Source organism: Myroides pelagicus, assembly GCF_009711055.1.
Lineage (GTDB): Bacteria > Bacteroidota > Bacteroidia > Flavobacteriales > Flavobacteriaceae > Flavobacterium > Flavobacterium pelagicum.
Map to the genome: position 1 here is coordinate 1 of NZ_WMJY01000039.1, position 24,785 is coordinate 24,785.

Here is a 24,785-nt window from a genome sequence, read left to right on the forward strand (position 1 = left end):
ATAATGAGATAATCTAAACTGGTGTACTTTGTCGGAATGGTGGTGCACTTTCATCGGAATATACATTATTTATGACCATCAAAAAGATAAATGGAATCTTGCCCCTGCCTATGATTTAACATACCCCTTAGACGCTCTAATGAATTACATAAAAGTTTCAAGAGCTATGGCTATTAATGGTAAACGTACGGATATTAATAAACAAGATCTATTAGAAATAGCTGAACGTTACTCTATAAAAAATGCAAAAGGGATAATAAATGAGGTAATCAAGGCAACTGAAGATTTTAAAGCTTTATGTGAAATACAAAATCTTCCAGAAAAAGTAATCCAAAAGATTTATACTGAATTTAATTTACTGACTTAGTGTTTTGTATAACTATTGTACAGTACCTTGGTAACTATTTTAACATAAATACTTAACTACCTAATAGCTGTTAAAACAATCTTATCACCCTAATACTTATCTTAAATATTGTATTCAATATTAGTTGGTTGTTTTTAATTAATTCTCTTGCGTTTTGTGAATGAACTGATAAAAACCAATTTCATATATCGTATATTTTTTTTCTTAGTACACTGAATATTCTGGTTTGATTTGTGCTAGTGATTTCAGAGTACTTGCAATATCCTTGATCTTGTTTACATAAAGTAGCTCTGATTTGATGCTAAATCAATATATTGAACACCATCGTAAACCAAATGATAACGGAGGTAACTTCATAGTTGAGTAAGTAGCTCCACCCAGGCAGACTAAAGTCTACTTTAATTAAAAAGTAGATAGTGTGTTATATTGCACTATTTTTAATATTAATTAGTCTATACTACAGTATACCCTTAAAAAGTGTATTTAATAGCACTTTTGTTGTTTTGCATCTTATTTTTTTATATTTTTACATTAAAAGTGCAGTATATGACACTATCAATAATTGAGCAAATTAAAGAGAGGCGTAAGGTTTTAGCAATATCGCAAGAATCATTAGCAGAAATTTCTGGGGTTGGTTTACGTACGTTAAAACAATTTGAAAGTGGCAAAGGGAATCCAACGCTAAAAACCTTACAAAATTTGTGTGATACATTAGGGTTAGAAATTAAATTAGAGGTTAAATCAATTGAATAATGAGAGTTGCTCACATTTTATATAAAGGAGAAAGGGCAGGGGTGTTAACTCAATTGGATAATGGTAGTTTTCATTTTACCTATAATGAAGATTGGTTGTCTGATGATTTTAAACCAGCGATAAGTTTAACGCTGCCTAAAAGTCAAATTGAATTTGAATCTGCAGCTTTGTTTCCTTTTTTCTATCATTTATTACCTGAGGGCGTAAATAAACGTATGATTTGTAAAACCTATAAGATTGACCAAGATGATGCTTTTGGACTTTTATTACAAGCGTCAAAAGTTGATACAGTAGGTGCAGTAACAATAGAAAGAATGTAACATGAAAATTGAATTTAAAAATTGTCCAGGTTCTTTAAAAGAAAATTTTAATACTTATAGCCCTGTTGTTTTGAAGAAAATGTTTCATGGTAAAAAGGTAAGTCCATTTTTAAATTATTCATCAACAACGAATCAAAAAGATCGAAGTAGGTTTAATCAAAATCAAAGGCATATTTCAATATCAGGATTTCAAGAAAAATATTCTTTTATTCTTGATGGAAATGAATTAAGATTGACCAATGAGAACGAAAGTGGTCAGTATATTTTAAAACCTATATCAGATTTACCTAAAAATAGAGAATTTGCACCTGCAAACGAACATTTAACGATGCAAATTGCAAAACAAATTTTTAAAATTGAGACAGCAGAAAATGTATTGGTTTTTTTTAAAGAAGAAAGTCCAGCTTATCTGACCAAGCGCTTTGATTATGATGAGAATGGAAATAAATTAGCTGTAGAAGATTTCGCTTCATTATTAGCGAAATCGCCAGCAACCGACGGAGAGCAATATAAATACGAAGGAAATTATCTTGAACTGTTTGAAGCATTGAAAAAATATGTTCCAGCCTGGAAAGTAGAAGCGCCTAAGTTATTTACTTTAATTGTTTTCAATTATCTGTTTTCCAATGGAGATGCTCATTTAAAAAATTTTTCTTTAATAGAAACTCAACAAGGTGATTTTAAATTAAGTCCAGCTTATGATTTGTTAAATACTAGAATTCATATAGAGGATTCTGACTTTGCATTAAAAGAAGGAATTTTACCCAAATCAATCTCAAAAGCAAAAGTTATTGATCAGTTATTAGTATTGGGTAAGAAAGCAGAAATGACAGAAAAATCTATTACTAAAATCCTTCAAAGTTTAACTTCGAAAGAAGATCTAGTAAAAGATTTAATCGAAAAATCGTTCTTATCAGAGAAGTTAAAACGAAATTATTTACAAAGTTATCAGCGTAGATTGAAGAAATTAAAATTGATATAGAGTGAAATTGCACAAGGAGATATCCTTCATGCATTTAAGATATATTTAGATGTTATATTGACTGATAATTTTAAATTTTGCTTCAAGTTGGATATTCCACCCAATACTGCACCACTTTATTGGTGGTGCACTTTCATCGGAATATACAATAAAAGCATCATGGCTCCTGTTATATCGTGTAATGATTCTCAAAGAAGGATAATGACACTCTTGGAGTTTATCAAAGAAAATGAAATGACAAATGATAAATTTCCAATAGATCTTACCAGACAACAAGTTGCTGATTTAACAGGTCTTAGAGTTGAAACAGTAATTAGAACTATAAAAGACTTGGAGTCGCAAAAACAAGTTCAAATCAAAAAGGGAAAAGTGTTTTTATAAGCTTCTGTGCTAAAACTTTCTGATAAATAACACATCTTCAATAAAGATTTTTGATTTCAAATCCTTATTACGTAAAATAGAAATAAAGAATTATTATACCCATTAGAAGTATTAAAATTGACAGGTTGTTTATCGTTACAGAATGTATTAAATGCTTTGTATAAGGGCTTTAAAAGGTTAGATATGTAGTTTAGGTATAGTGATTTTATTAAAGTAAATAGTGTATTATAATGCACTATTTTTAATATTAGTTAATGTAAACTACAGTGTAAGCTTAAAAAGTGCATTTAATTGCACTTTCATTGTATTGCATCCTATTTCTTTTTATTGAGTTATTAAAATAACTTCCGTATTTTAGTGTCTCTTAGATCAAATAAATGCAACAGCATTTATTTGTTGAATCTAAGAATTTAAAAATAATAGTTATTATTTGATATGAATGAAACTGATTTAAAGAAGCTTGTAGAAGATTTGATTCAGCAACCCCATGAATCGGAATGGGTTGAGTTTAAACAAAACTTCCACTCACCTGAAGAAATAGGTGAGCGTATTTCTGCATTATCAAATAGTGCATGTATTTTAAATAAAGAATTTGGTTATTTGATAGAAACATAGTTTGAAAATTTAAACTGCTTAAAATCAAGCTTTTTTTTATTTGATAGTTATTTGATTGATTTCTGTGTTTTGTATAAATCTTATTTGATGGTTATTTGATAGGAACATAGTTTAAAAATTTAAACTGCTTAAAATCAGACTTTTTTTATTTGATAGCTATTTGATAAAAGGGATATACAGGTTTTAAGAAAACTTAATTGAGATATACTTTTAGTTAAACACGAAGATGCAAAATAAGAGTATATAAAACTGGGTAATTTACGCAATGTTACTAATTTCATGATTGGTTTAAACGAAGATATACATTGGTATATAAAGTAAATAATTTTTAAAGAAGTAAAACTGTAAAAGCATCTTTACAGTTTGACCTCTTTAAAAACCAATACACTATTATACTTTAAACATCAATTACTTTGTTTTTTGATCGCGTAATTAGCCCAATGATAGCACAGGCAATTATAAAAGGAAAAACCAATAGAGTCTAAACTCTACTGGTTTTAAATCACGGTCAAAATTCTTTTTATAAAAGCAAGATGACCAAATAATCAATTATGAAAAAAATGCATTAGAAATCCTTCTTCTTTGCTGTTTTGTAGATTAAGTAAATCGGAATATAGGTCCAAAGAAGTAGTATTAAAAATGATATTAGACTACCTGCAGTACCACCAAAGAACTTTTTAAAAACCGCACCTGTATAACCTAATAGCGCTGATATATCTAGCTTTAATAGAATTAAAATACGGGAAAGATCAATAGGGTTTAATACAGTACCAACTAGAGTGATGTTCTCTAAGGGGTAATCTCCAAAAAGCATTAAAACACTTAGGAATATTCCATCGTAGATAACCGCTAAAAATAGCCAAAGAAGAATCGCTAAACCAAAACCTTTAATCTTGTTTTCATTTCGAAGGCCTATATTATAGGCTAATGCACTGAAAATAAGTGTTAGAAAAAAACCAATTAGAATAAGGATTATAAAATCAAAGATTATACCTGATTCCAATAAACCATAACTTAAAAATGGGATTCCAAGACCGATTAATAAACTCATTGAAAGAGATAAACTAATTCCCAAATACTGACCTAGAAATATAGATGACCTCTTAATTGGAAGAGCTAAGAGAAGTTCAGTGAATTCTTTAGAATCATAATAGTACATGATACCAAAAATGGTACTAATTAATGGAACAAGTACTATAATTACATTCATCAGGGTTATTATGGCCTTACCGATGTCATGGTTTAAAAACAACAACACAAACCCTAGAATTAAATAGAAGAGAAAGTATATATAACTCCATCTACTTCTTATTAAATCATAGAAACTATATTTTAGAATTTTAAGCATAATTATCAGTTAATATGTTAGCAATGGCGTGTTGAAAATCACTTTGATTTGTCGATTCTTTAAGCTCCTGGATACTTCCGTGAAAGTAGGTCTTACCCTCTAGTATAAATACAATCTGGTCAGATATTTCCTCGACAAAACTCATTATATGAGAAGTAACTAAGATTGTTTTTCCTTTTTGTTTTTCCTTGAAAATAAGTTCTTTAAGCGAAATAAGAGCCGCAGGATCTAAGCCCGTAGTCGGTTCATCGAGTATTAGTATATCATTGTCAAACATAAAGGCGAGCACAAGGTTTATTTTTTGTTTTGTTCCTCCTGATAAGTTTGTAAGTTTTTTATCTAAATAAGGGGTTAGCTTAAAGAGGTTTATTAAGGGAGTTTCATCCTTTAATGACTCCTGACGCAAGTCTTTAATCATCTTTATAAGCTCATTTACAGTAATATTATTGGGAAAGTTTGCAATCTGGGGAAGATAATCAATTCCCTTGCGATACTTCCACTGACTATGAATGTTTTGTGAGTTGATTTCTATAGTGCCCTTGTCGGGATAAACCATCGATAAAATACATTTGTTTAAGGTGGTTTTTCCACTACCATTAGGACCTAATATAGCTGTAACACCTTTGTCAATGTTAAGGTTAATACCTTTGAGTATTTCATTGCTCGCAAACTTTTTATGTAGGTTAGTTATTTTTATCATGATTGATTTTTTTAATTTGAGGTTTGTGGTCAACTAAATTATCAGGAGTAAATACAGGAGATACTTTTTCCGAAAAATCAATAATATCTACAAACAAACTACGCAAGAAAATAATGGCCTCTGGAGTATTATTAACCACATAGGAAAAAAGCTTTATTGGCCTGTGTGAAATATCCCCAATACCATCTTTGTCTAAATCATACCCAGTATAGTTACTCCAGTAGTTTGAGTCAAAGCTATTTTGGTTTAATTGTCCGTGATAAAGCAAATCGAAGGAGTTGTTTAAAAAGTTATTGTAATTCACTTTATTGTGGTAATTAGCTCCTCTGGAATTAATAGCCCATCCATTGCTTATAAAATCATTGTGAGTGTATGTAACCCTGTTACTTCCTTCTATATTTATAGCCGTTGTGTTGTTTGAAAAGGTATTGGCATAGATTTGAGTATCATTGACCTCTTTTAATAGTACTCCATAAGCAGCTGAGCCCCAATTATCACTAAAAATATTATGACTCATTTGCATGAATTTGGAAAACATAATTGCTACTCCAGCTCCATTGTTAATATAGCGACTATTGGTGACTGTATCGTTGTTTGAAAACATAAAGTGTAAGCCATAGCGCACATTGTCTTTACTTGTATTGTTATCAATAGTGCAGTAGTTAGAAAATTCTAAATAAATACCATCACGTACTTTTTCAACATAATTACCTTGGATTAGTATCTGATTGCAATACCAAAGTTGAATACCATTTCCAGAGTTAAACTCGTTTTTAGCTTTTCCGTAGATCTTATTGTTTACAACCCTACCGTTTTTTGATTTCTCTAAATAGATTCCGAAGAATAATTCTTTAATGGTGTTGTTTTCAATATTAAAGGCCTTGCTGTCTCTTACTCTTATGGCAGCAAAGTCTTTAATATAGCTTGTCCCAACATTTATTATAGTAAAGTTTTTAATGGTTACACTATCAGCTTTTACAATAAAGATCTCTCCTTTGTTTTGTCCATCAATGGTGGCATTTTCACTGATAATCGTAAGGGGTTTGGTAATAATTAGGTCGCTTTCTTGATAAACTCCACTTTTAACCAAAATAGTATCATTACTTTGGGCTATCTCTATGGCGTGTTTAACCGAGGAAATAGATGAGTTACTAGCACTGACAATAATCCTTTTTGCCCACGAATTACTTCCAAGGAAAATGAAAAAAACAATTGAATAAAAGGCGAATAATTTTCTCATAAAAGGATTTAGGTTTAATGCTTTTGAGCAGTTTTATTTGTTCTGAATTTCTTCAAAGGTTAATACCTCACCGGTGAATTCTTTTGTAAGCTCAAGGGCTTGTTGCTTGTTTTTAGTGGCTGATAAAAATGCCCCCATAGGACTAGGTATGTTTTTTGAAATAATAAACGATGCCTTCTCAGCCTGTATAAGCTCACCAGGGTTTAATAGATCTGCCACTAGTATATATGCGTAATCAGTGTTTTGAACATTGTCTTTTTTAAGATAAGAAACCATACATTCAATGGCGTCAAATTTGTAGTTTTTACCTTTTTGAGTCACTAATTGTGAGGCGTGCTTTTGATCAACAATTCCCATTTTACAAGAGCTACAACTATCTTGACCATATTCAATAGGACTTACCTTAACATTACAAGCAGTAAACAAAATAAGTATTAATAGAGATTGCAATATTTTCATCTTTAGTCATTTTTAGATTTAAGCCCTACCCAATAAGCGATGAAGGTTAAAAGCATTCCTAATGCCATTAAATAAGCGCCGATATGTGGATAAGAGTATGCGTCAAAGTTTAGTATTTTACGATGACCGAAAAGTGGTGGTTCGTATGTTAGAGGGTTTCCTTGTGGATCAACCATCTTCATAATAGCATGAGGGTCTAAATCACTACCGTAATCTATTAACCAAAGGTTAAAATCATACATTCCTAAAAGACCTAAAACTCCCATTGTTATAAACCAAAATAGGAAATAAGATGGTTTTATTTTATTAAAATAACCTGCCACACCTAAGACTATACCTATGATAGACATGCAGGAAATTACAATAGGGAAGACGGTAAACTCCCACATTTGATCTGCTTTTGGAATGGTTTTCATTCCAATATAATGGTTTAACCCATCGATGTTTTGAAGGTCAAATTCCTCTACACCTTCAATGCCATTAATATATATATTCATTCCAAGAGGAATTGGGTATTGGGGGGCTCCTAATTCAATATTCCAAAGTGGAAAATAGAATAAACCAAATAGTAATAAAGAGCCTATTATCATTAAAATTGATGACTTTTTCATGATTTACTTGTTTAATAAAGGACAAAGTCTTACTTAAAAAACTTTGCCCTTTAACTTAATAAATAACAAGAACTACGTATTAACTTTTATATCTTTTATTCATCGTCTAAAGACCATGATAGTTCTATGTTAGAATCTTTAGGGGACACTCTAATATATCCTTGCATTTCTTGATGAAGAGCAGAGCAAAAGTCTGTACAATAAAATGGCCAAACACCAACTTGTTTTGGTTCCCAAACAAAAGTCTCTGTTTTACCTGGTGTTACAAGTAATTCTGAGGTGTTAGCCCCTAACATTGCAATTCCATGAGGTACGTCAAAGTCTTGCTCTAGGTTTGTTACGTGGAAGAAAACTTTGTCGCCTACTTTAACCCCTTCTATATTATCAGGAGTGAAGTGACTTCGGATCATTGACATATAAATATGTACTTCATTGCCTTTGCGCTCAACCTTTGTTTCATTTGGAGATTTAACAGAATAAGGGTGTTTGTTTTCACTTAATTTATAGATCTGTCTAGCTTTGTCCTTAATTTTATCAGCCTTAATAGCTGCTGCATAGTGAGGCTCTCCAATTGTTGGGAAATCAAGAATTAGTTCCATTTTATCACCCGTTATATCATAAAGTTGAGCAGAGTGATTTAAATCCGGCCCTACTGGTAGATATCTATCTTTAGTGATTTTATTCATCGCTACCATGTATTTACCATCAGGTTTTCTAGAGTTACCTCCTGGAATCATCAAGTGACCTACTGAGTAGTAAGTAGGTTTTCTATCGACAATTTCCCATGTTCCCAATTTCCATTTTACAACCTCAGAGGAGATGAAAAATGTTGTATATGCATTTCCTCTACCATCGAATTCTGTGTGTAATGGTCCAAGACCTGGTTGTTCGACAACACCAGCTAATACTTCATCAAATTTTAAAATAGGAAGACCATAAGCATCTCCATCGAATTTTTTGTTCTCAATTGCATCAAGCATTTTAGTAAATGAGTGAACAGTCAAATTAGCCGATAACTTACCATTACCAATTATATATTCTCCTGAAGGGTCCACATCACAGCCATGAGGAGACTTAGGAGTAGGTAATAAGTATACTAAGTCATCAAATTCAGTTGCATCTAAGACTAACACTTCTTTTTTCATAGTATGTGTGGCTGTGTGGGTCTCCGGATCGAATTTGTTATGAGCATAGTTAGCAGGCATTTTTTTACCTTTTCCAGCTTTGATGTATTCTTCTGCTTTTTTCCAGTTAACCGCCGCTATAAAATCTTTATCATTTTGAGACGCGTTTACCTCTAATAAGCTGTGAGCCTCTTCGGTGTTATAAGTTGTAAAGAAGAACCATCCATGAGATTTACCACGACCTGGGTGAGATAAATCATAATTAAAGCCAGGCATATGAATCTGAAAAGCTAAATCCATTTCACCACTTTGTTGATCTACTTTAATAAAAGATAATGCCCCTTTAAAATTACCTTTGTAATCCTTTATCGGAATATCTCTTTGTGGAATAGGTACCGAAAAACGTGTACCTGCTACCACATATTCAGTGTTTTCAGTGATAAATGATGAACTGTGATTACCAGCACTATTTGGTACCTCAATAATTTCTGCAGTTGAGAAATCCTCTAAATCAATTCTGGCAATACGAGGGGTATTATTTCCGTTTATAAATATCCATCTTCCGTCTAATTCTCCATTGGTTTGTGAGATATCAGGGTGGTGTGAATCATCCCAAGGAATAAAACCATGTGAGGTCATAAGCATTGGTTTGGTTTCTTCACTATATCCATAGCCCTTTTCCGGATCCTGAGAAAACACAGGGATTACTTTAAATAACCTACCCGAAGGTAGACCATAGACAGATAACTGACCACTAAAACCTCCTGAAAAAAACCCGTAATACTCATCGTATTCTCCTGGGGCTACATATACTTTCTCAGCAGCATTAGTAGAAATAGCTCCTTTGCTACTCTCTTTAGAGTTGTTGCAACTAAAGAGTGTGAAGCTTGCAAAGGCACTAATTAAAAAGAGATTAATGTTTTTATTCATAATTATTATTTTATAAGGTTCTAAAATATTCCAATACCGCGCGTGCTTCCTCTTGAGTTAAGTTTTGATTAGCCATAGGAGCGCCATTGAATTCTTTTAATAATTCTTTAGCTAGTGGATCTTTTTCAATCATTTGCTCTGGATCTAAAATCATATTCATGACCCATTCAGGAGTTCTTCTCTCAAGTATTCCTTTAGGAGCAGGACCAATGAATTTTTTGGTAGGCTTGTGACAGGCCATACACATATTTTTAAAAATTTCTTGACCTTTAGAAGCTAAATTTTGGTCAATTTCTCCAAGAACTACTTCTTTGATAGGACCAACACCTTTGTTTTTTAAATCAATTCTTTCCGATGGTGGTACTACTTTTGTAGCTTTGGTTTTTTCAGAGGTTTCTACCTTTCTTTCATTAGTTGTAACACTTTGTGTAGATTGAGTCTTATCAGTTTTTCCATTACAAGAGAGTAGGGATAGAGAGCTTAGAATTAGTAAGTAAGTTAGTGTTCTTGTTTTCATCTTTTTTCGTGTTATGTTTATATTGACACAAAGTTACCTGCTATTGTTAAGATAATTTTATGATTCAAATCATATATTGTGAATGAAAAAGATATTTTTATCTTTTTTATATACCTTTAGCTTCTAGTATGTTAAATGATGCAATTGTGAGGCTTGTTAAATCAACTTCAAACCCTTTAGCCCTATTTGCTTTATTAAATAGGCTAATGATTGAATTTAAGTGTCAAAAAAAGTCGCTTGAAAACCACTCTTCTACTCTTTTTAAGAGAACTTTAAAGATAATATATGTTAAAATTTAAGTTTAACAGAATTTAATTGTTTAGTTAAATCATCTATTGTATTGTGGTTGTAAAAGATAAATTGTGATTTGTTTCTTAATATTATATTTGTTTTTAACATAAATAAGTGTAGTATGTTTATTGTTCTATTTGTATCATTTTATTGATATTTAGTGACTTTTTTGAGGTTTTTGTATCTTAGTAGTATAAATATATTGTTGTTAGTCAGTGGTTGATGATTAATACTACACATTATGAGAATTGAAAAGAAGTTAAATAAAGTAAGCCCAATTTTAGTCGCTAGAGTGGTGTTTTTTGCACTCTTAGGAAGTTGGCTTATGGGTAGTTTAATTTTTTTCGATTTAGTTGTCAAAAACCTAAATGTAAGGATATTACCCGTGATAGGGAATATTGTATTATTAGCTACTTTACCTTTGTTGAATAATCGATTTTTAAAGGAGGAAACGATAAAGGTTGTTTTGCTGGGTGGTGGTGTTATGGCGATTAGTTGGTTTAAAGGAGGGTTAGATATTTACACCATGCTGTTGTACAATCTCTATGGGGTGGTCTATGCGTTGTTTTTCAGTTGTTACCTGCGTTTATTTATGCAGCCGTTTCAGCGACTATACAGTTTCACCAGTGTAGTAAACTTTTTTATGTTTTTCTGCTTTCTATTGTACAATGCTCATTTTATTTCACATCACTTGGCGGTTTATGGTCACATCGAGTATTTTTATTATTTAGCCTTTAGCATCAAGTTGATCATTTTGTTTCTAGCGGGATTAACTATGCTGTGTTGTGTGGTTCAAACATTTAGAGGGCGACTTATTTCAAAAAAAGACAATCAAGATTTATATAAGCAAGGGACGATGTCTGCTAAATCGAAGGTTGTTAATCATTACTTTCGCGCATTTTATTTTCGAATGTATAGACGCTACGTCCGCTTGGTTCACCCTATACGAACGTTTCTACTATCATTGAAGGTAAAACAGCTCGGGAGTTATTTCAATGTCAAAAAACGACAGTTGTTGGATTTTTTTCACTTGTGAATGTAGTGTTTAGTTGTTTATACTAAATTTTACCAACAAGAACATTAATCCTACCCATATGCTTTAACACCTTACGCCTATGATTTTACTTTTTTTAATTGTTTTGAGCTTTATTAGTTTTGTTTTATTGTATAATTACAATACAACAAAGACCCAGTTTAGTAGATATGCCATGTATATGGCTAGTTTATTTGTGGTTTCGTCTTTCGTTGTTTTTATAAGCAAATACAAAGCGTTGTTTTATATACCTGTTGGGCTAATTCTAAGTTTTCTAATAGGTTCATGTGTCTTTTTATTTCTCAAAGACAAAGCAAAGATGTTTTACCGAAGCCTATTAATCAATGGTATTATTTTTTCGACAGTAGTAATAGTGTATTTTGGTTTGCGTTATTTTTCAGCGATTAATTTAATTCACTATCACTGGTTAGTCAATATAGGGGTTGTTGTTAGTTGTCTATTTTACGCGAGTCTTGGCTATATCAATTATATGAAGCGAAGCAATCAAGTACAGGACAATTTTTTAATCGCTTATATCGTCATGTTACTAAGTTATGCGTGTATTAGTGGTATAACTTTTTTATCAAATAAGAATACACTATTTGATCAAGATTATGTCTTTATGTTTTTTAGTCTAGCAGTGGTTTTACTAAGCTTGATGCACGAGTATATAATAGTGCGCAATAGTCAGGAAAAAGTTGTTGACACCGGTGGTGGTTTAGCTTTTTCTGCCATGGGAGATGTAGAGTCAAAGGCCTTGGACGAATCATATTTAACGATAATTAATGAAAAGCGTGTAGCAGAGGTAGTTGTAGTGGAGGAATTGCAAGAAAATGAGCGTATGGAAATCAGTCAATTACTTTATGAGCGTATTATTAAGACGAAAGTTTTTTTACAAGAAGATCTTTCGTTGAATCATTTAGCTTCTATTGTTCAGGTTAATGAAAAGAGATTGAGAAAGTATTTCAAGCAATCGGATGCATCTTCTTATAAGGCTTATATTAATCGCTTAAAAATTGAGTATGCAGTAAATTTAGTATCTGAGCGAAATAAGCAGATAACTGTCGAAGAGCTTAGTGTGTTGGCTGGGTTTAGTACGCGTTTAGCTTTTTACCGAGCATTTGTTCAAGTGCACGGTTTTCCTCCATCCAAATTGTTACACGAATAATAATTAAGAAAGGTCGTTTTATTCCGTAAATAGTCGATTTACTACTCGATAGGATTATCAACCTTATGTAGCAAACCAACGTTTGTTACTTTAGAGGTGTGAAAGCATCCAATGTAGTGGTGGATTATTTGTTTATATTGTTAATGTAAAGGGCTGCTTTTATTACAAAGGCAGCCCTTTTTATTTTGTGTGATTTTGCCTCTGAGTAGCTGTTTTGGTCGTTATGTTTGAATTCATGTACTAAATGATGTATTCAGGGGGGATTTTATTGCAAAAAATAAGGGAGTTTTTCTTGTTTAACACTAAAATGAGAGGAATATTTCGACTGTGAAGTATCGAATAACCAGGTATTTTGGCAAGGTGTTTTAACAAAAGGTCTAAAAGATGTGTTTTTTTTTGTAAGTGCTTGTTTTTAAGTAGTTAAAGTGTGTATCAAAACCTTGTGAACACTGATATAATAAGGAAATGATACAATTATTAACAAAAGTTGAAAATATTTTTGTTCCATAGAAAATTGTATACATATCGTTAGCGTAAAGGATTTTTGATAAGAAAAATGAGGCTAATGTTTTAAAAAAAAGTTTTTCGTTGAATAAATTGTTTGAATAAGTATGAAAAAAAGAGTACTATCAGTTGCAGCACTACTTGTGGGGAGTTTTGCTGTTAAAGCACAGGTAGGGGTAGGAACAAATATCCCTAATAAATCCGCTGAGTTGACCATAGAGGCAACCAATAGAGGATTGTTAATCCCACGACTGCCATTGATGAATAGTAAAGATACAGAGACTATTGAAGCTTTTCCAACAGGAGGCATTAATAGTTTGATGGTGTATAACACGGCAACTGTAGGTGAAGATCTAAAGCCTGGGTACTACTATTGGTATATTGATAGTTGGAAACGCATGACTACAGTGGAGGATATTCCAGAAGCTGTAATTAATAACTATGAGCAGATTTTTCAAGACGGAGATGTTGTTGAAGCTATCACTAATATAGTGAATACTACTAAGGGAAATGTTATTTATCAAGGAGATAAGCTATACTATATTGATGACAACGGTGATGCTCAAGAAATCAAAGAGAAAGTAACAAAAGTAACCTATGATGAGGCTACTGGGGATTATTTGTTTTATAATGAGAATGCTGTAGATAGAAATGGCAACTATCAATTAGATAAAGCTTATCGCATTAAACTTCCTAAAAGCGTTATTAAGAACTTTAAGGAGATTATTGAAAACGAGTTTGTTAAGAATGAATTATTTAAGCTTTTTGAAAACACTTATGTAGGAGGAAATGTATATTATGATGGAACGTCATTTACGTATGTAACAAAAGAGGGAGATGTGAAAAATATCACTTTTGAAGAAATAGTGAAAGGTAATGAGACAGTTACGACTTTAGTTGATAATAATGACGGAACGATAACCTATACTAATGAAGAGGGAACTCCAGTTACCGTAAACTTAGCGAAAGGACCAAAAGGAGATAAGGGAGATGATGGATTATCAGCTTATGAAGTATGGATAAATGAAGGCAATACAGGAACAGAGCAGGACTTTATCGATTCATTAAAAGGAGACAAAGGAGATACTGGTTTTAACGGTCAGGATATGACAGGGGCACCAGGGGAACCAGGAGCAGAAGGAATGCCAGGGGTACCAGGAGAACCAGGAGGTCCAGGAGAAGGCGTGACGATAGTCAACAATAACGACGGAGTGTGGATCTTGAATCCAGATGGTACATGGACCAATATCATGGGGCCAAAAGGAGATAAGGGAGATGATGGATTATCAGCTTATGAAGTATGGTTGACACAAACTGGAAATGAAGGTAAGACAGAACAAGAGTTCATCGATTCATTGAAAGGAGATAAAGGAGATAAAGGAGATGATGGATTATCGGCTTATGAAGTATGGTTGACACAAACTGGAAATGAAGGTAAGACAGAACAAGAGTTCATCGATTCATTGAAAGGAGATAAAGGAGATAAAGGAGATGATGGATTATCGGCTTATGAAGTATGGTTGACACAAACTGGAAATGAAGGTAAGACAGAACAAGAGTTCATCGATTCATTGAAAGGAGATAAAGGAGATAAAGGAGATGATGGATTATCGGCTTATGAAGTATGGTTGACACAAACTGGAAATGAAGGTAAGACAGAACAAGAGTTCATCGATTCATTGAAAGGAGATAAAGGAGATAAAGGAGATGATGGATTATCGGCTTATGAAGTATGGTTGACACAAACTGGAAATGAAGGTAAGACAGAACAAGACTTTATAGATTCATTGAAAGGAGATACCGGTGCTACTGGAGCAGCTGGGGCAGATGGTCAGGATGGATTGTCAGCATATGAAGTTTGGATAAATGAAGGTAATACAGGTACAGAACAAGACTTTATAGATTCATTGAAAGGAGATACCGGTGCTACTGGAGCAGCTGGGGCAGATGGATTAGATGGTACTTCGGTAACATTGACAAATAATCCTGACGGTTCAGCGACTATCACTGATGGAGAAGGAAACACTGTAACAATTAAAGATGGTGTTGATGGAACAGACGGTATTGGCGGAAAAACTACTGCGGGTACAGGTATTACTATTACAGGTGATGGAACAGAAGCTTCGCCTTATGTAGTGAATGCAGATCCTGCAGGAATTACTTTATCAGGAGATGTTACAGGAGTAGCTAATGCGAATAAATTAACCACATTAAAAGGAAAACCTGTTGATCAAGCAGCGCCTACAACTGATGGTCAAGCGTTAGTTTATAATGGAACAGAGTGGGTAGCGGGAACACCTAATGTAGATGTGACTAATGTGTTAAATGCTAATAATTTAACAGCTGCTGATGGGACGGAGGCTACCATAGAAGTAGTTAGCGGTGGAACAAAAGCTGTATTGGTAGAGACAAGTCTTAGAGTAAAAGACGAGTCTATTACATCTGCTAAGATAAAAAATGGAACAATCGAGCCTATTGATATGGCAAACGGAGGAAACGATAAGGTATTAATAACTGATGCTAGTGGTAATCCTCAGTGGGCAGATAAATCTACTTTAGAGGTGACTGCGGATAATGGACTAACGAAAACTGACAATAATGTTCAGTTAGGAGGTGCTTTAATTAAAGCAACTACGATTACAACAACGGCTACAGAAACTTTAGCAATTGCTGGATTAGATAAAACAAAAGTGCAAAATCAACAAACACAACACTTGTTAGCTGTGGATGCTAATGGAGATATTATTAAAGGACTTAAAGCAGCTATGCCGAAGTTCTTCTATATGCCTTCTATTATTATTCCAACAAGTGAAGAGCAGTTAAATGCTGTTGGTTCGGGATCAGGTGGGATTGATACTTTTGATGATGGTACTTTACTTGGTAGTATTGATTTGTATGAACGTTATGTGACGCAGTTTGGTTCGCCTAAGGCGTCTAATACAAATAAAAATACAGAGTTACCAGTGTTACCAGCAGGTGAGTTAGATTATTATATTACGTGGTATGATACAACTGTTTTTAAGACAGTATCTGTAGATAATTTAGGTGTTTTAAGTTACGAACTTCATCAAAGTGCAGATGTTACAGTGGGGTCGTTTATGAATATCGTTTTTGCGGTTCGTAACGATTAGTAATTATGTTAGATTAAGCTTGCTTATGTATTTAAGTGAGCTTAGTTATAATTAATTTTTAACGATAATTATTTTGACAATGAAAAATATAAATAATTACTTTTTATCTATACTCTTTACTCTTTTAAGTATAGGGATTGGATATGGACAGTGTGGATCTGTTAATGCAGGAGGTAGTGCGACTACTTGTGGTACAGAGTATACTTTAGCTGGCTCCACAGAAGGTGATGCTACAGGTCTTATGTGGTCGGTGGTCAGTGTGCCAACAGGCGCTACTAATCCAACGATTAGTGATCCGACAGTATTAAACCCACTGATTACAGGAATGAATAAGCCTGGGTATTATAAGTTTAGATTAACTAAAACATGCGCGGGAGGAAGTACAACATTTTCAGAGGTAACCATTACCTCTACAGGGGATACTTCAACATTTAGTGCAGGAAGTGACATCACTGATGTTTTTGCTACTGTAGGAACAGTTAACTTAAATGGCGTAATACCTGAAGGGTTTACAGGTGAGTGGAAAGCAGAGAATATATATGAATGGAAGCGATTTGCACGTAAAAATTCTAACAATGCTACATTAAGCAACCCAAATATTGCTAATCCAACTTTTAGTTTAATTAAAAAAGCAGATCATGATGCCGATCCAGCCTATACGTTGACCTTAAAAATCACCTCTGTTTATAACTCAAATTGCTCGTATGTAAAGACTATTATTGTAAGATTCATTCCTAATCCACAAATTCAGCTTAGTAATATAGAAGTTTGTGCTAATACTGTATTGGATAATATGGTTTATGTTAGTTATGTGGCCAATTCTCCTCGTATAGGATCCGAATATCCTGAGACAACAGGGCATCCTAGCTCAGGAACAACTATTACGTTAAATGTTATTAGTGAGCCTATTGGAGGAAATCTTTCGTTAGTTAAGCTTGAAACAGGAAATGTACATTTTAAGACGAATGCACTAGGGTTATATAGATATACTATATCAGTAAGCAATTTACAAGAAAACTATACTACACCAGAGTACACGATTAATATAACTGGTTTATCTCCTTCATACTTAAACTTTGTAGATCCAATGCATCCAAATCAGCATAATGGGTATTCATATGGGGGAAGCGCAGGAATGGTTGTTTGTGGTTATGAAGGAAAAGATACCCCAATAGATGTTTTCTTTTCGATTAATGAAAAAGACGATCCTTTAACTACAACTACCACTGCTTCAATTCATACAGGTAATTACCCTCCTGGTGGAGAAGCACCAATTTTAGCTATAACAGGTGATGGTCAAAGAAAAAGAATTCTGAAAGTTACTCCGCCACTTGGAGGATGGAGAGTTGGTACTTACGCTATTTCCTTTAGTACGCAAAATGGTAGTTGTACTATAGGTAATACATACTTTATTCATGTGTCAGATGGAAATCGACCAGATTTAAGTATAGAAGATGTCGTAGTATGTTATCCTGGTTCTGGAATAGTTGATGCTACAGTTGTTTTACCTCCTGTTTACCAAGAAGTAATAAACCCTAACTATTTAGCGGGGAATTATGACGGTGAGTATGTTTTTTCTGTAGTTTCAAAACCTGCTAATTCATCAACTCCTATATATGAGAATAGAAGTAATAGGTCTATAAAAAGTACATCTACTATTATTAGTAATCTAGATAAACCAGGTGAATATGTATTTAAGGTTAAAGCTCAAGGATATATTCCTTTAGTTGATTGGGTATTAGAAGAAGAATACGCTTGTTCTGGTGCCTCTAGAGAAACTACCTTTAAAATTATAGTATCTGAACAGGTGGGTTCTAATGCGGGGAGTGATCAGCCTGATGTGTTTTGTCGTGAACGTATTGTTCTGGTTGGAAATGATCCAGGAGCAGGAACAGGGAAGTGGACAGTGGAGTCTGCACCTTTGGGAACAAATATTAGTTTTAGTGATGATACAAGTCCAAGAGCCGTGGTAGCTGGACTTGATAAAACAGGAAGCTATAAATTTAGATGGACAATTACCACAGGAAGTTGTCAGTCTTCTAGTATTGTAGAGGTTGTGACGAATCAGGACAATTGTAAAGCTCCTTTTTTAATCACAAACCCTATGATGCCAGGTAAAACTAAAAAACGTGCGAAATGAAAAAGGGAATCATAATTATTGTAGGTACTTTTTTGAGTCAAATTACTTTGGCTCAATCAGTGCTTATCAAAAAGCAACTGAGCAATCAAGGAATGTTGTCAGTGGCTAAAACAGGGGTGTTGTCTACTTTATATGATTTTGATAATACCGCTAGTGGGTATACTACCAACGATGGGAGTATTTATTTTTACAGCAACTTCAACAACGATAATATTTATAGTCACAATACGGATGCTACAGATTCAAAGGCAATTTTTACTCGTTTACAAACTAGTGGAGCTCAGCTAATATCAGGGGAGAGACCATCGGAGTTTTACCATGTTATTTTAGATAACAACACTCCAGTGATGGCTTTTGACTTAAAGAATGAAGCTAACGTAAATGGATCAGTTGATTTTAAAGATGGAATTATAAAGGTTGACTCGCTAAAAGGGATGCTTACTTTTCATCAAGGAGCAGTTGCTATAAATCCAACGGATAATAGTCATGCTGAAGGCTTTGTAGAGAAAATAGGTAATGAGGCTTTCCAATACCCAAAAGGAGATAAAGGATTGTATCGCTATGCCCGAATTACTGCTCCAGAGGATGTGAAAGATACCTATCAAGGAAAGTATAACCTAGATGATAAACAGTTTTTTGTGGCTAGACCAACTACTTCAGGGGTAATTAATATTCTAAACAAACGTGAGTACTGGACCATCGAGCGCGGCGCTGATAACAAACAGGGCGACATTATGCTTACCCTTAGTTGGGATGAGCGCACCACACCAGAGGAGCTTCTTTTAAACCCAGAAAAAGAACTACACATTGTTCGTTGGGATACTAAACAAGGGCTGTGGGTGGACGAAGGAGGAGTAGTGGATTTAGACAAAAAGGAAATCACCACACCTACAACAGTTAAGGGGTATGGCTTTTTTACCCTAGCCACTGTAAAAACGGACTGGATACTCGATGGTGATGTGATTATCTATAATTTGGTGACACCTAATGGAGATGATAAAAACGATTATTTTATCATTGATAATATTGAGCGTTTTCCAAATAATAGTGTAGAGATTTACAACCGTTGGGGAGTGAAGGTTTATGAGACTGATAGTTATAACTCTAGAGGTAATGTGTTTACAGGGTATTCTGATGGACGGGTGACGGTAAAAAAAGAAGAGATGCTACCAACGGGTACATACTACTATATCGTAAGTTATGAGTATAAAGACCAAAACGGTTCGCGTATGATTAAAAAGTCAGGCTACTTACACTTAGAAACTAATAAATAAACGATGGATTCTATGAAAGTGAATAAAATAATAAAAACCATGGGACTCAGCCTAATTTTCTTAGGCTGTAGTCTTACTGCTAAGGCTCAGCAGGATCCTCAATATACCCAGTATATGTATAATACAGGGGCTATAAACCCAGCTTATGTAGGATCTAAGTCAAATCTGTCTATCTTTGGGCTATACCGCACACAGTGGGTAGGACTTGAAGGTGCACCAAAGACGGCGCATGTATCGGTATCTACTCCACTTGGAGAGTCAGGACTAGGCCTTGGAGTGAACTTTGTCAATGATAGATTAGGAGTCATGGATGAGAATACGATATCGGTGGACTTATCCTATACCATCGATCTGTCTTATCAGTATAAGATGGCCTTTGGACTGAAAGGATCTGCTAATTTATTAAGTGTTGACTATCAAAGTCTTCGTATTCACAACACGGCAGACCCTGTGTCTCAGGAGAATATAGATAATAAGTTTAACCCAAACATTGGAGCAGGGGTATATGTGTTCTCAGATAAGTCATATCTAGGGCTATCGGTACCGATGTTATTAGAACAAGACAGGTATAACGATAATTACAATAACCAACAGACGGTAATGATGCGTCAGAAGATGCACTACTTCCTTATGGGGGGATATGTATTCGACCTATCGGATAATTTGAAGTTTAAACCAGCTTTTTTAGCCAAGGCAACCGCTGGAGCACCTCTTCAGCTAGATCTAACGGCTAATTTCTTATTGTATGAAAAGCTGACCTTAGGAGCGGCTTATCGTTGGGATGCAGCTATTAGTGCTCTGGCAGGTTTTCAGGTAAACAATAATCTTTTTGTGGGGTATAGTTACGATGCTGAGACTACTGCCTTACGTGCGTATAACTCAGGATCACACGAGATTGTACTTCGCTTTGATTTGTTTAATAAACAAGGTAAGATCAATGCACCACGCTTTTTCTAGTAGTCGCATATTTTGTTAATCTCAAACACTAAAAACAAATGATAAGAAATATACAAAAGATAGGATTGCTAATCATTCTTACTTTAGGGAGTGTATTAACTAGTCATAGTCAGATAGCCAAAGAGCGCAAAGCCGATAAGGAGTTTGAAACCTTGGCTTACTCAGAGGCTATTGGCGTGTATGAGCGCATTGCTGACAAAGGAAATGTGAATACTTCTATTTTACAAAACCTCGGTGATGCCAATTACTTTAATGGTAAACTACCAGAGGCTAATAAATGGTACTCTAAGCTATTCGAATCTGATTATTCGGATAAAGATATCTCCTTATTGCCTTCAGAATACTACTATCGCTACGCACAGACACTGCGCGCGATACAGGATTACCAAAAAGCAGATAAGGTGATGGCGGAGTTTGCTAAGCTAGAGGCAGAAGATTCCCGAGTAGCTTTGTATAACGCTGATCAGAATTATTTAAGCCGTTTAACTCAGATGCCTGAGCGCTATGTTGTTGAAAACTTAGCTGTCAATTCTGAATATTCTGATTATGGCGCTACAGTATTAGGGGATCAATTGGTATTTACCTCGGCAAGAGAAACGGCAAATCAACCCAAAAGACGTATTCACTCTTGGACAGGACAGAGTTATACAAAATTGTATCGCACTGCTTTAAAAGGTAAGGATAGCTTAACTTCTATTGAGAGATTGTTTGCTAAATCTAATAAAAAGGTAAATGATGCAACAGCCGTCTTTACCAGTGATGGCAAGACGATGTACTTTACTCGAAACAATTCTAAAAAAGGGAAGAAGAAAAAAAATAAAGAAAGTGAAACGCTTTTAAAAATATACAAAGCTACTTTAAACAATAAGGGAGTGTGGGATAATATTGAGGAATTGCCATTTAATTCTGATAATTTCAATACTGCTCACCCAGCCCTTACCCCAGATGGTAAGTGGTTGTACTTCTCTTCAGATAGAGAGGGAACTCTTGGTCAATCGGATATATTTAGAGTGGCTATTGACGATAGTGGAAACTACTCAGAACCAGAGAATATAGGTAGGGGGGTCAATACATCAGGTCGTGAGACATTTCCTTTTATATCTGAGGATAATTTATTGTTTTTTGCATCAGACGGACACCCAGGATTGGGAGGATTAGATGTGTTTGTATCGCGAATTAACACCAATGGAAGTATCTCAGAGGTGACCAATATGGGGAGTCCTATCAATAGTAGTATGGACGACTTTGGTTTGTATATCTCTACTGACTTAGGTAAGGGGTTTGTGAGTTCGAACCGTCAAGAGGGTAAAGGATCGGATGATATCTATTTCTTTAAAGAGAAATCATGTGAAAAGCAAATCACTGGAGTGGTTACTGATAAAAAGACAAAAGAGGTTTTGCAAAATGCAACCGTTATTGTCTCAGATGCTATGTATCAATCAGTTGATACGCTTTATACAGACACACAAGGGCGTTATCGCTCTATGGTTAAAGCCTGTGGGCAAAAGTACCGTATACAAACAATCAAGAAGGATTATTCGGCTCAGGAGCTTACAGTAACTCTTGATTATACTCCAGGGGAGTATATTGTTGATTTCGCCTTAGAGAAAACAAAAGAAGTGTTTCCTTTAAACGAAGATTTGTTTAAAAAACTTAAGTTACAGCCGATATACTTTGATTTTGATAAGTCAAACATAAGACCTGATGCAGCTATTGAGCTAGCTAAGGTGGTAGAGGTAATGAAAGCTTACCCTACTATGAAAGTTGATGTTCGCTCTCATACCGATAGCCGTGGTAATGACGCTTACAATATGAAGCTTTCAGATCGCCGTGTGAAATCGACTATTAAGTGGATGATTAACCAAGGAATCGATCCAGATCGCCTAACAGGTAAAGGATATGGAGAAAGTCAGCTGATCAATAATTGTAAAAATGGAGTGCCGTGTTCTGTTAAAGATCACCAACTTAACCGAAGAAGTGAATTTATTGTAATAGAGTTATAATAGAAACAAGTTTGCTTTCGGGTGCAAACAACAAAACAATTTTTTTTCGACCATCCTGCTGTAGGATATAAAACTAACAGAATTAGCCTTGAGAAGCCCTCCAACTGGAGGGCTTTTCTTATTGTACCAAAGTAAACTATTGTAGTGTATTTTATTTAGTGATGATGAGATTGTTTCCATAGGTACTCTTTGTTCATCTTTGTCCTTGAGTTGTCGATTTACAAGAGAGAAAAATGTGTTATTTTCTAATAATCTACAGGGAATGCCAATGTTTGGCTTTACTCAAAAAAATGCCTCTTTCACTTAGAAGTATAGTAGTTGTAGCGTATAAAAATAGTATCTTTACCAAGCTATTAGTTATAATTCGGGGGTACGTGTTAGCTAATGGTGTTTTTGTTGGAGGAAGGTGTTCTAAATATAGGGGTGTCTTCTAATTGTAAGAAAAAAGTCGTTAAAACAAATACATGAGTAAATCGATAAATACCACAGTGGATTATTTTAATATAGGGGAGTCAATTAAAGTATATGCTGATAAAGATAGTGCCTCGAAATATGTGGCTGATCGCATCGCTAATCTAATCGCTACTAAGCAAGTCAAGGGCGAACGCGCTATTTTAGGATTAGCTACGGGTTCTACGCCTAAAGGGGTGTATAAAGAGCTTGTACGTTTGCACAAGGATGAAGGACTTAGTTTTGCAAACGTAGTGACTTTTAACCTTGATGAATACTATCCCATGCATCCAATAGAAGATCAAAGTTATGTGTCGTTTATGAAGGCAAACTTATTTGATCATATCGATGTGGTAAAGTCTAATATACACATTCCTGATGGTACACTTTCTCTAGAAGCGATAGAGGCTTTCTGTCAATCTTATGAGCAGAAGATTAAGGACTTTGGAGGTCTTGACTTACAACTGTTGGGAATAGGGCGTAGTGGGCATATTGGTTTTAATGAACCTGGTAGTGATCATAGGTCTATGACTAGACTAGTGAGTTTGGATGAGATTACTCGATTAGATGCCGTTGATGACTTTAAGGGGTATGACAAAGTGCCAACACAAGCCATTACAATGGGAATTAAGACCATTATAGAGGCTAAGCAAGTTATTCTGATGGCACTTACTCAGCGCAAAGCTCAGATTATGCATCGCGCTATTTATGGTGAGGTATCAAAAGAGGTACCGGCTACTTTTCTACAAAAATTAACCCATGTAGAATACATCTTAGATAATCAAGCAGCTGAGTTACTAAAGTAAACTTAAATGTATCTCCGTTTTTAGTCATAAGCAGTAATATTGGCAATAATAAGCCTATCAAAGAGCTTATCACCAAAGTATCTTCTATTAAGTTTATAAATGAATTCATCTAAATACGCTTGAAGATATTTTCGTTTAATTTTATGGTAATTTCCCAGTAGATTTCTTTTGGCATTACTGATAGCTATATGTACCCATTTAAGAGTTTCTTTTGTTGTTTGTTCTGATGATTTTTCAGTGATATGTATCTGAACAAAATCTGAAGTATCTACATAAGAAGTACTCTTATCAGTTAAGACAATACTACTTTCTTCAATATTTTTCTTAATCATTTCATTAACACCTTCAGCTTTATGATCTTCTAAAACAACAGCTTTAAAAAAGCGTACATGATTTTGTTTTTCACCTGTTTTTATGTTCCTTAGATTCAACAAATAAATGCTGCAGCATTTATTTGTTGAATCTAAGAAGTCTAATCGAGATAGAAAGTTTTATTAAAAAAGGTTTTGCGTTTAACCCTAAAAAAAGAGTATACCAAAATAGGTATACCCTTTAACACCTATTATCGTGTTTTCTTTTCTTTAGCATGGCAAATGTAGGTGTTTTTAGGGTTTGGAAAGTATCTCATAAGTATCGAAAAAATGCTTAGTACACGACAAAAGTATTAATTAGTTGATTTTA

Annotated in this window: 21 protein-coding genes and 2 pseudogenes; 15 read left to right on the plus strand and 8 right to left on the minus strand. The window is 34.2% G+C overall.

Annotated features, from left to right (window positions below; translation table 11 throughout):
- Nucleotides 1-28 precede the first annotated feature (28 nt).
- The 7 genes and pseudogenes from GJV77_RS12710 to GJV77_RS12740 all read left to right on the plus strand — a co-directional run bounded on the left by GJV77_RS12710 (nucleotide 29) and on the right by GJV77_RS12740 (nucleotide 3,418).
- Nucleotides 29-367 (plus strand): hypothetical protein, encoded by a 339-nt coding sequence (locus GJV77_RS12710; protein ID WP_155036727.1) that lies wholly within the window; start codon nucleotides 29-31, stop codon nucleotides 365-367.
- Between the two features lie 289 nt (nucleotides 368-656).
- Nucleotides 657-734 (plus strand): annotated as a pseudogene (locus tag GJV77_RS15105) (IS200/IS605 family transposase); the annotation flags it as partial.
- Nucleotides 735-913: 179 nt separating this feature from the next.
- Nucleotides 914-1,120 carry a helix-turn-helix transcriptional regulator gene (locus GJV77_RS12720; protein WP_155036728.1) on the plus strand — a complete coding sequence of 69 codons (207 nt, stop codon included), beginning with the start codon at nucleotides 914-916 and terminating at the stop codon, nucleotides 1,118-1,120.
- On the plus strand, nucleotides 1,120-1,440 hold the full coding sequence (locus GJV77_RS12725) for a HipA N-terminal domain-containing protein (protein WP_155036729.1): 321 nt from the start codon (nucleotides 1,120-1,122) through the stop codon (nucleotides 1,438-1,440). Before GJV77_RS12720 ends, GJV77_RS12725 begins: the two co-directional genes overlap by 1 nt.
- A 1-nt stretch (nucleotide 1,441) precedes the next feature.
- The gene (locus GJV77_RS12730) at nucleotides 1,442-2,422 is read left to right on the plus strand and encodes a type II toxin-antitoxin system HipA family toxin (RefSeq protein ID WP_240142871.1); all 981 of its coding nucleotides are present in this window, start codon (nucleotides 1,442-1,444) and stop codon (nucleotides 2,420-2,422) included.
- A gap of 87 nt (nucleotides 2,423-2,509) precedes the next feature.
- The gene (locus GJV77_RS12735) at nucleotides 2,510-2,803 is read left to right on the plus strand and encodes a helix-turn-helix domain-containing protein (RefSeq protein WP_240142872.1); all 294 of its coding nucleotides are present in this window, start codon (nucleotides 2,510-2,512) and stop codon (nucleotides 2,801-2,803) included.
- A gap of 435 nt (nucleotides 2,804-3,238) precedes the next feature.
- On the plus strand, nucleotides 3,239-3,418 hold the full coding sequence (locus GJV77_RS12740) for an AlbA family DNA-binding domain-containing protein (RefSeq protein WP_155036730.1): 180 nt from the start codon (nucleotides 3,239-3,241) through the stop codon (nucleotides 3,416-3,418).
- 565 nt (nucleotides 3,419-3,983) lie between these two features.
- On the opposite strand, the gene GJV77_RS12745 is transcribed toward GJV77_RS12740, so the two are convergent.
- From GJV77_RS12745 to GJV77_RS12775, 7 genes are all read right to left on the minus strand, one after another.
- A complete protein-coding gene (locus tag GJV77_RS12745; RefSeq protein ID WP_155036731.1) occupies nucleotides 3,984-4,766 on the minus strand; it encodes an ABC-2 transporter permease in 783 nt (260 codons plus the stop codon).
- Nucleotides 4,759-5,466, minus strand: a complete 708-nt coding sequence (locus tag GJV77_RS12750) for an ABC transporter ATP-binding protein (RefSeq protein ID WP_155036732.1) — start codon at nucleotides 5,464-5,466, stop codon at nucleotides 4,759-4,761. Before GJV77_RS12750 ends, GJV77_RS12745 begins: the two co-directional genes overlap by 8 nt.
- Nucleotides 5,450-6,706: a nitrous oxide reductase family maturation protein NosD gene (nosD, locus tag GJV77_RS12755; protein ID WP_155036733.1), complete on the minus strand. Its 1,257-nt coding sequence runs from the start codon at nucleotides 6,704-6,706 to the stop codon at nucleotides 5,450-5,452. The genes GJV77_RS12750 and nosD overlap by 17 nt, the downstream gene beginning before the upstream one ends.
- A gap of 33 nt (nucleotides 6,707-6,739) precedes the next feature.
- Entirely contained in the window at nucleotides 6,740-7,165 is a 426-nt protein-coding gene (locus tag GJV77_RS12760; RefSeq protein ID WP_155036734.1) for a nitrous oxide reductase accessory protein NosL, read from the minus strand.
- Nucleotides 7,166-7,167: 2 nt separating this feature from the next.
- Nucleotides 7,168-7,776 carry a hypothetical protein gene (locus GJV77_RS12765; RefSeq protein ID WP_155036735.1) on the minus strand — a complete coding sequence of 203 codons (609 nt, stop codon included), beginning with the start codon at nucleotides 7,774-7,776 and terminating at the stop codon, nucleotides 7,168-7,170.
- Nucleotides 7,777-7,871: 95 nt separating this feature from the next.
- Entirely contained in the window at nucleotides 7,872-9,830 is a 1,959-nt protein-coding gene (gene nosZ, locus GJV77_RS12770) for a Sec-dependent nitrous-oxide reductase (protein WP_155036736.1), read from the minus strand.
- Nucleotides 9,831-9,840: 10 nt separating this feature from the next.
- A complete protein-coding gene (locus GJV77_RS12775) occupies nucleotides 9,841-10,347 on the minus strand; it encodes a c-type cytochrome (RefSeq protein ID WP_155036737.1) in 507 nt (168 codons plus the stop codon).
- A gap of 532 nt (nucleotides 10,348-10,879) precedes the next feature.
- Here GJV77_RS12775 and GJV77_RS12780 point away from each other — a divergent pair.
- The 8 genes from GJV77_RS12780 (at nucleotide 10,880) to nagB (ending at nucleotide 24,104) form a co-directional block, all read left to right on the plus strand.
- Nucleotides 10,880-11,674: a hypothetical protein gene (locus GJV77_RS12780; protein ID WP_155036738.1), complete on the plus strand. Its 795-nt coding sequence runs from the start codon at nucleotides 10,880-10,882 to the stop codon at nucleotides 11,672-11,674.
- A gap of 79 nt (nucleotides 11,675-11,753) precedes the next feature.
- A complete protein-coding gene (locus tag GJV77_RS12785; RefSeq protein WP_155036739.1) occupies nucleotides 11,754-12,839 on the plus strand; it encodes a helix-turn-helix domain-containing protein in 1,086 nt (361 codons plus the stop codon).
- 611 nt (nucleotides 12,840-13,450) lie between these two features.
- A complete protein-coding gene (locus GJV77_RS12790; RefSeq protein WP_155036740.1) occupies nucleotides 13,451-16,474 on the plus strand; it encodes a collagen-like triple helix repeat-containing protein in 3,024 nt (1,007 codons plus the stop codon).
- A gap of 79 nt (nucleotides 16,475-16,553) precedes the next feature.
- Nucleotides 16,554-18,614 (plus strand): hypothetical protein, encoded by a 2,061-nt coding sequence (locus GJV77_RS12795; RefSeq protein ID WP_155036741.1) that lies wholly within the window; start codon nucleotides 16,554-16,556, stop codon nucleotides 18,612-18,614.
- Complete coding sequence (locus tag GJV77_RS12800) at nucleotides 18,611-19,888, plus strand: gliding motility-associated C-terminal domain-containing protein (protein ID WP_155036742.1); 1,278 nt, start codon at nucleotides 18,611-18,613, stop codon at nucleotides 19,886-19,888. The genes GJV77_RS12795 and GJV77_RS12800 overlap by 4 nt, the downstream gene beginning before the upstream one ends.
- A gap of 12 nt (nucleotides 19,889-19,900) precedes the next feature.
- Nucleotides 19,901-20,845: a PorP/SprF family type IX secretion system membrane protein gene (locus tag GJV77_RS12805; protein WP_155036743.1), complete on the plus strand. Its 945-nt coding sequence runs from the start codon at nucleotides 19,901-19,903 to the stop codon at nucleotides 20,843-20,845.
- Between the two features lie 38 nt (nucleotides 20,846-20,883).
- Nucleotides 20,884-22,848, plus strand: coding sequence for an OmpA family protein (locus GJV77_RS12810; RefSeq protein WP_155036744.1), 1,965 nt, complete (start codon nucleotides 20,884-20,886; stop codon nucleotides 22,846-22,848).
- Nucleotides 22,849-23,312: 464 nt separating this feature from the next.
- A complete protein-coding gene (gene nagB, locus GJV77_RS12815; protein ID WP_155036745.1) occupies nucleotides 23,313-24,104 on the plus strand; it encodes a glucosamine-6-phosphate deaminase in 792 nt (263 codons plus the stop codon).
- Between the two features lie 20 nt (nucleotides 24,105-24,124).
- On the opposite strand, the pseudogene GJV77_RS12820 reads toward nagB, so the two are convergent.
- Nucleotides 24,125-24,529: pseudogene (locus GJV77_RS12820) on the minus strand (IS1595 family transposase); the annotation flags it as partial.
- Between the last annotated feature and the right edge of the window lie 256 nt (nucleotides 24,530-24,785).

Excerpts from the sequence above, each read along its gene's own strand:
- GJV77_RS12720 (WP_155036728.1), top strand. The coding sequence starts at position 914 with ATGACACTATCAATAATTGAGCAAATTAAAGAGAGGCGTAAGGTTTTA.
- GJV77_RS12725 (WP_155036729.1), top strand. The coding sequence starts at position 1,120 with ATGAGAGTTGCTCACATTTTATATAAAGGAGAAAGGGCAGGGGTGTTA.
- GJV77_RS12730 (WP_240142871.1), top strand. The coding sequence starts at position 1,442 with ATGAAAATTGAATTTAAAAATTGTCCAGGTTCTTTAAAAGAAAATTTT.
- GJV77_RS12740 (WP_155036730.1), top strand. The coding sequence starts at position 3,239 with ATGAATGAAACTGATTTAAAGAAGCTTGTAGAAGATTTGATTCAGCAA.
- GJV77_RS12745 (WP_155036731.1), bottom strand. The coding sequence starts at position 4,766 with ATGCTTAAAATTCTAAAATATAGTTTCTATGATTTAATAAGAAGTAGA.
- GJV77_RS12750 (WP_155036732.1), bottom strand. The coding sequence starts at position 5,466 with ATGATAAAAATAACTAACCTACATAAAAAGTTTGCGAGCAATGAAATA.
- nosD (WP_155036733.1), bottom strand. The coding sequence starts at position 6,706 with ATGAGAAAATTATTCGCCTTTTATTCAATTGTTTTTTTCATTTTCCTT.
- GJV77_RS12760 (WP_155036734.1), bottom strand. The coding sequence starts at position 7,165 with ATGAAAATATTGCAATCTCTATTAATACTTATTTTGTTTACTGCTTGT.
- GJV77_RS12765 (WP_155036735.1), bottom strand. The coding sequence starts at position 7,776 with ATGAAAAAGTCATCAATTTTAATGATAATAGGCTCTTTATTACTATTT.
- nosZ (WP_155036736.1), bottom strand. The coding sequence starts at position 9,830 with ATGAATAAAAACATTAATCTCTTTTTAATTAGTGCCTTTGCAAGCTTC.
- GJV77_RS12775 (WP_155036737.1), bottom strand. The coding sequence starts at position 10,347 with ATGAAAACAAGAACACTAACTTACTTACTAATTCTAAGCTCTCTATCC.
- GJV77_RS12780 (WP_155036738.1), top strand. The coding sequence starts at position 10,880 with ATGAGAATTGAAAAGAAGTTAAATAAAGTAAGCCCAATTTTAGTCGCT.
- GJV77_RS12785 (WP_155036739.1), top strand. The coding sequence starts at position 11,754 with ATGATTTTACTTTTTTTAATTGTTTTGAGCTTTATTAGTTTTGTTTTA.
- GJV77_RS12790 (WP_155036740.1), top strand. The coding sequence starts at position 13,451 with ATGAAAAAAAGAGTACTATCAGTTGCAGCACTACTTGTGGGGAGTTTT.
- GJV77_RS12795 (WP_155036741.1), top strand. The coding sequence starts at position 16,554 with ATGAAAAATATAAATAATTACTTTTTATCTATACTCTTTACTCTTTTA.
- GJV77_RS12800 (WP_155036742.1), top strand. The coding sequence starts at position 18,611 with ATGAAAAAGGGAATCATAATTATTGTAGGTACTTTTTTGAGTCAAATT.
- GJV77_RS12805 (WP_155036743.1), top strand. The coding sequence starts at position 19,901 with ATGAAAGTGAATAAAATAATAAAAACCATGGGACTCAGCCTAATTTTC.
- GJV77_RS12810 (WP_155036744.1), top strand. The coding sequence starts at position 20,884 with ATGATAAGAAATATACAAAAGATAGGATTGCTAATCATTCTTACTTTA.
- nagB (WP_155036745.1), top strand. The coding sequence starts at position 23,313 with ATGAGTAAATCGATAAATACCACAGTGGATTATTTTAATATAGGGGAG.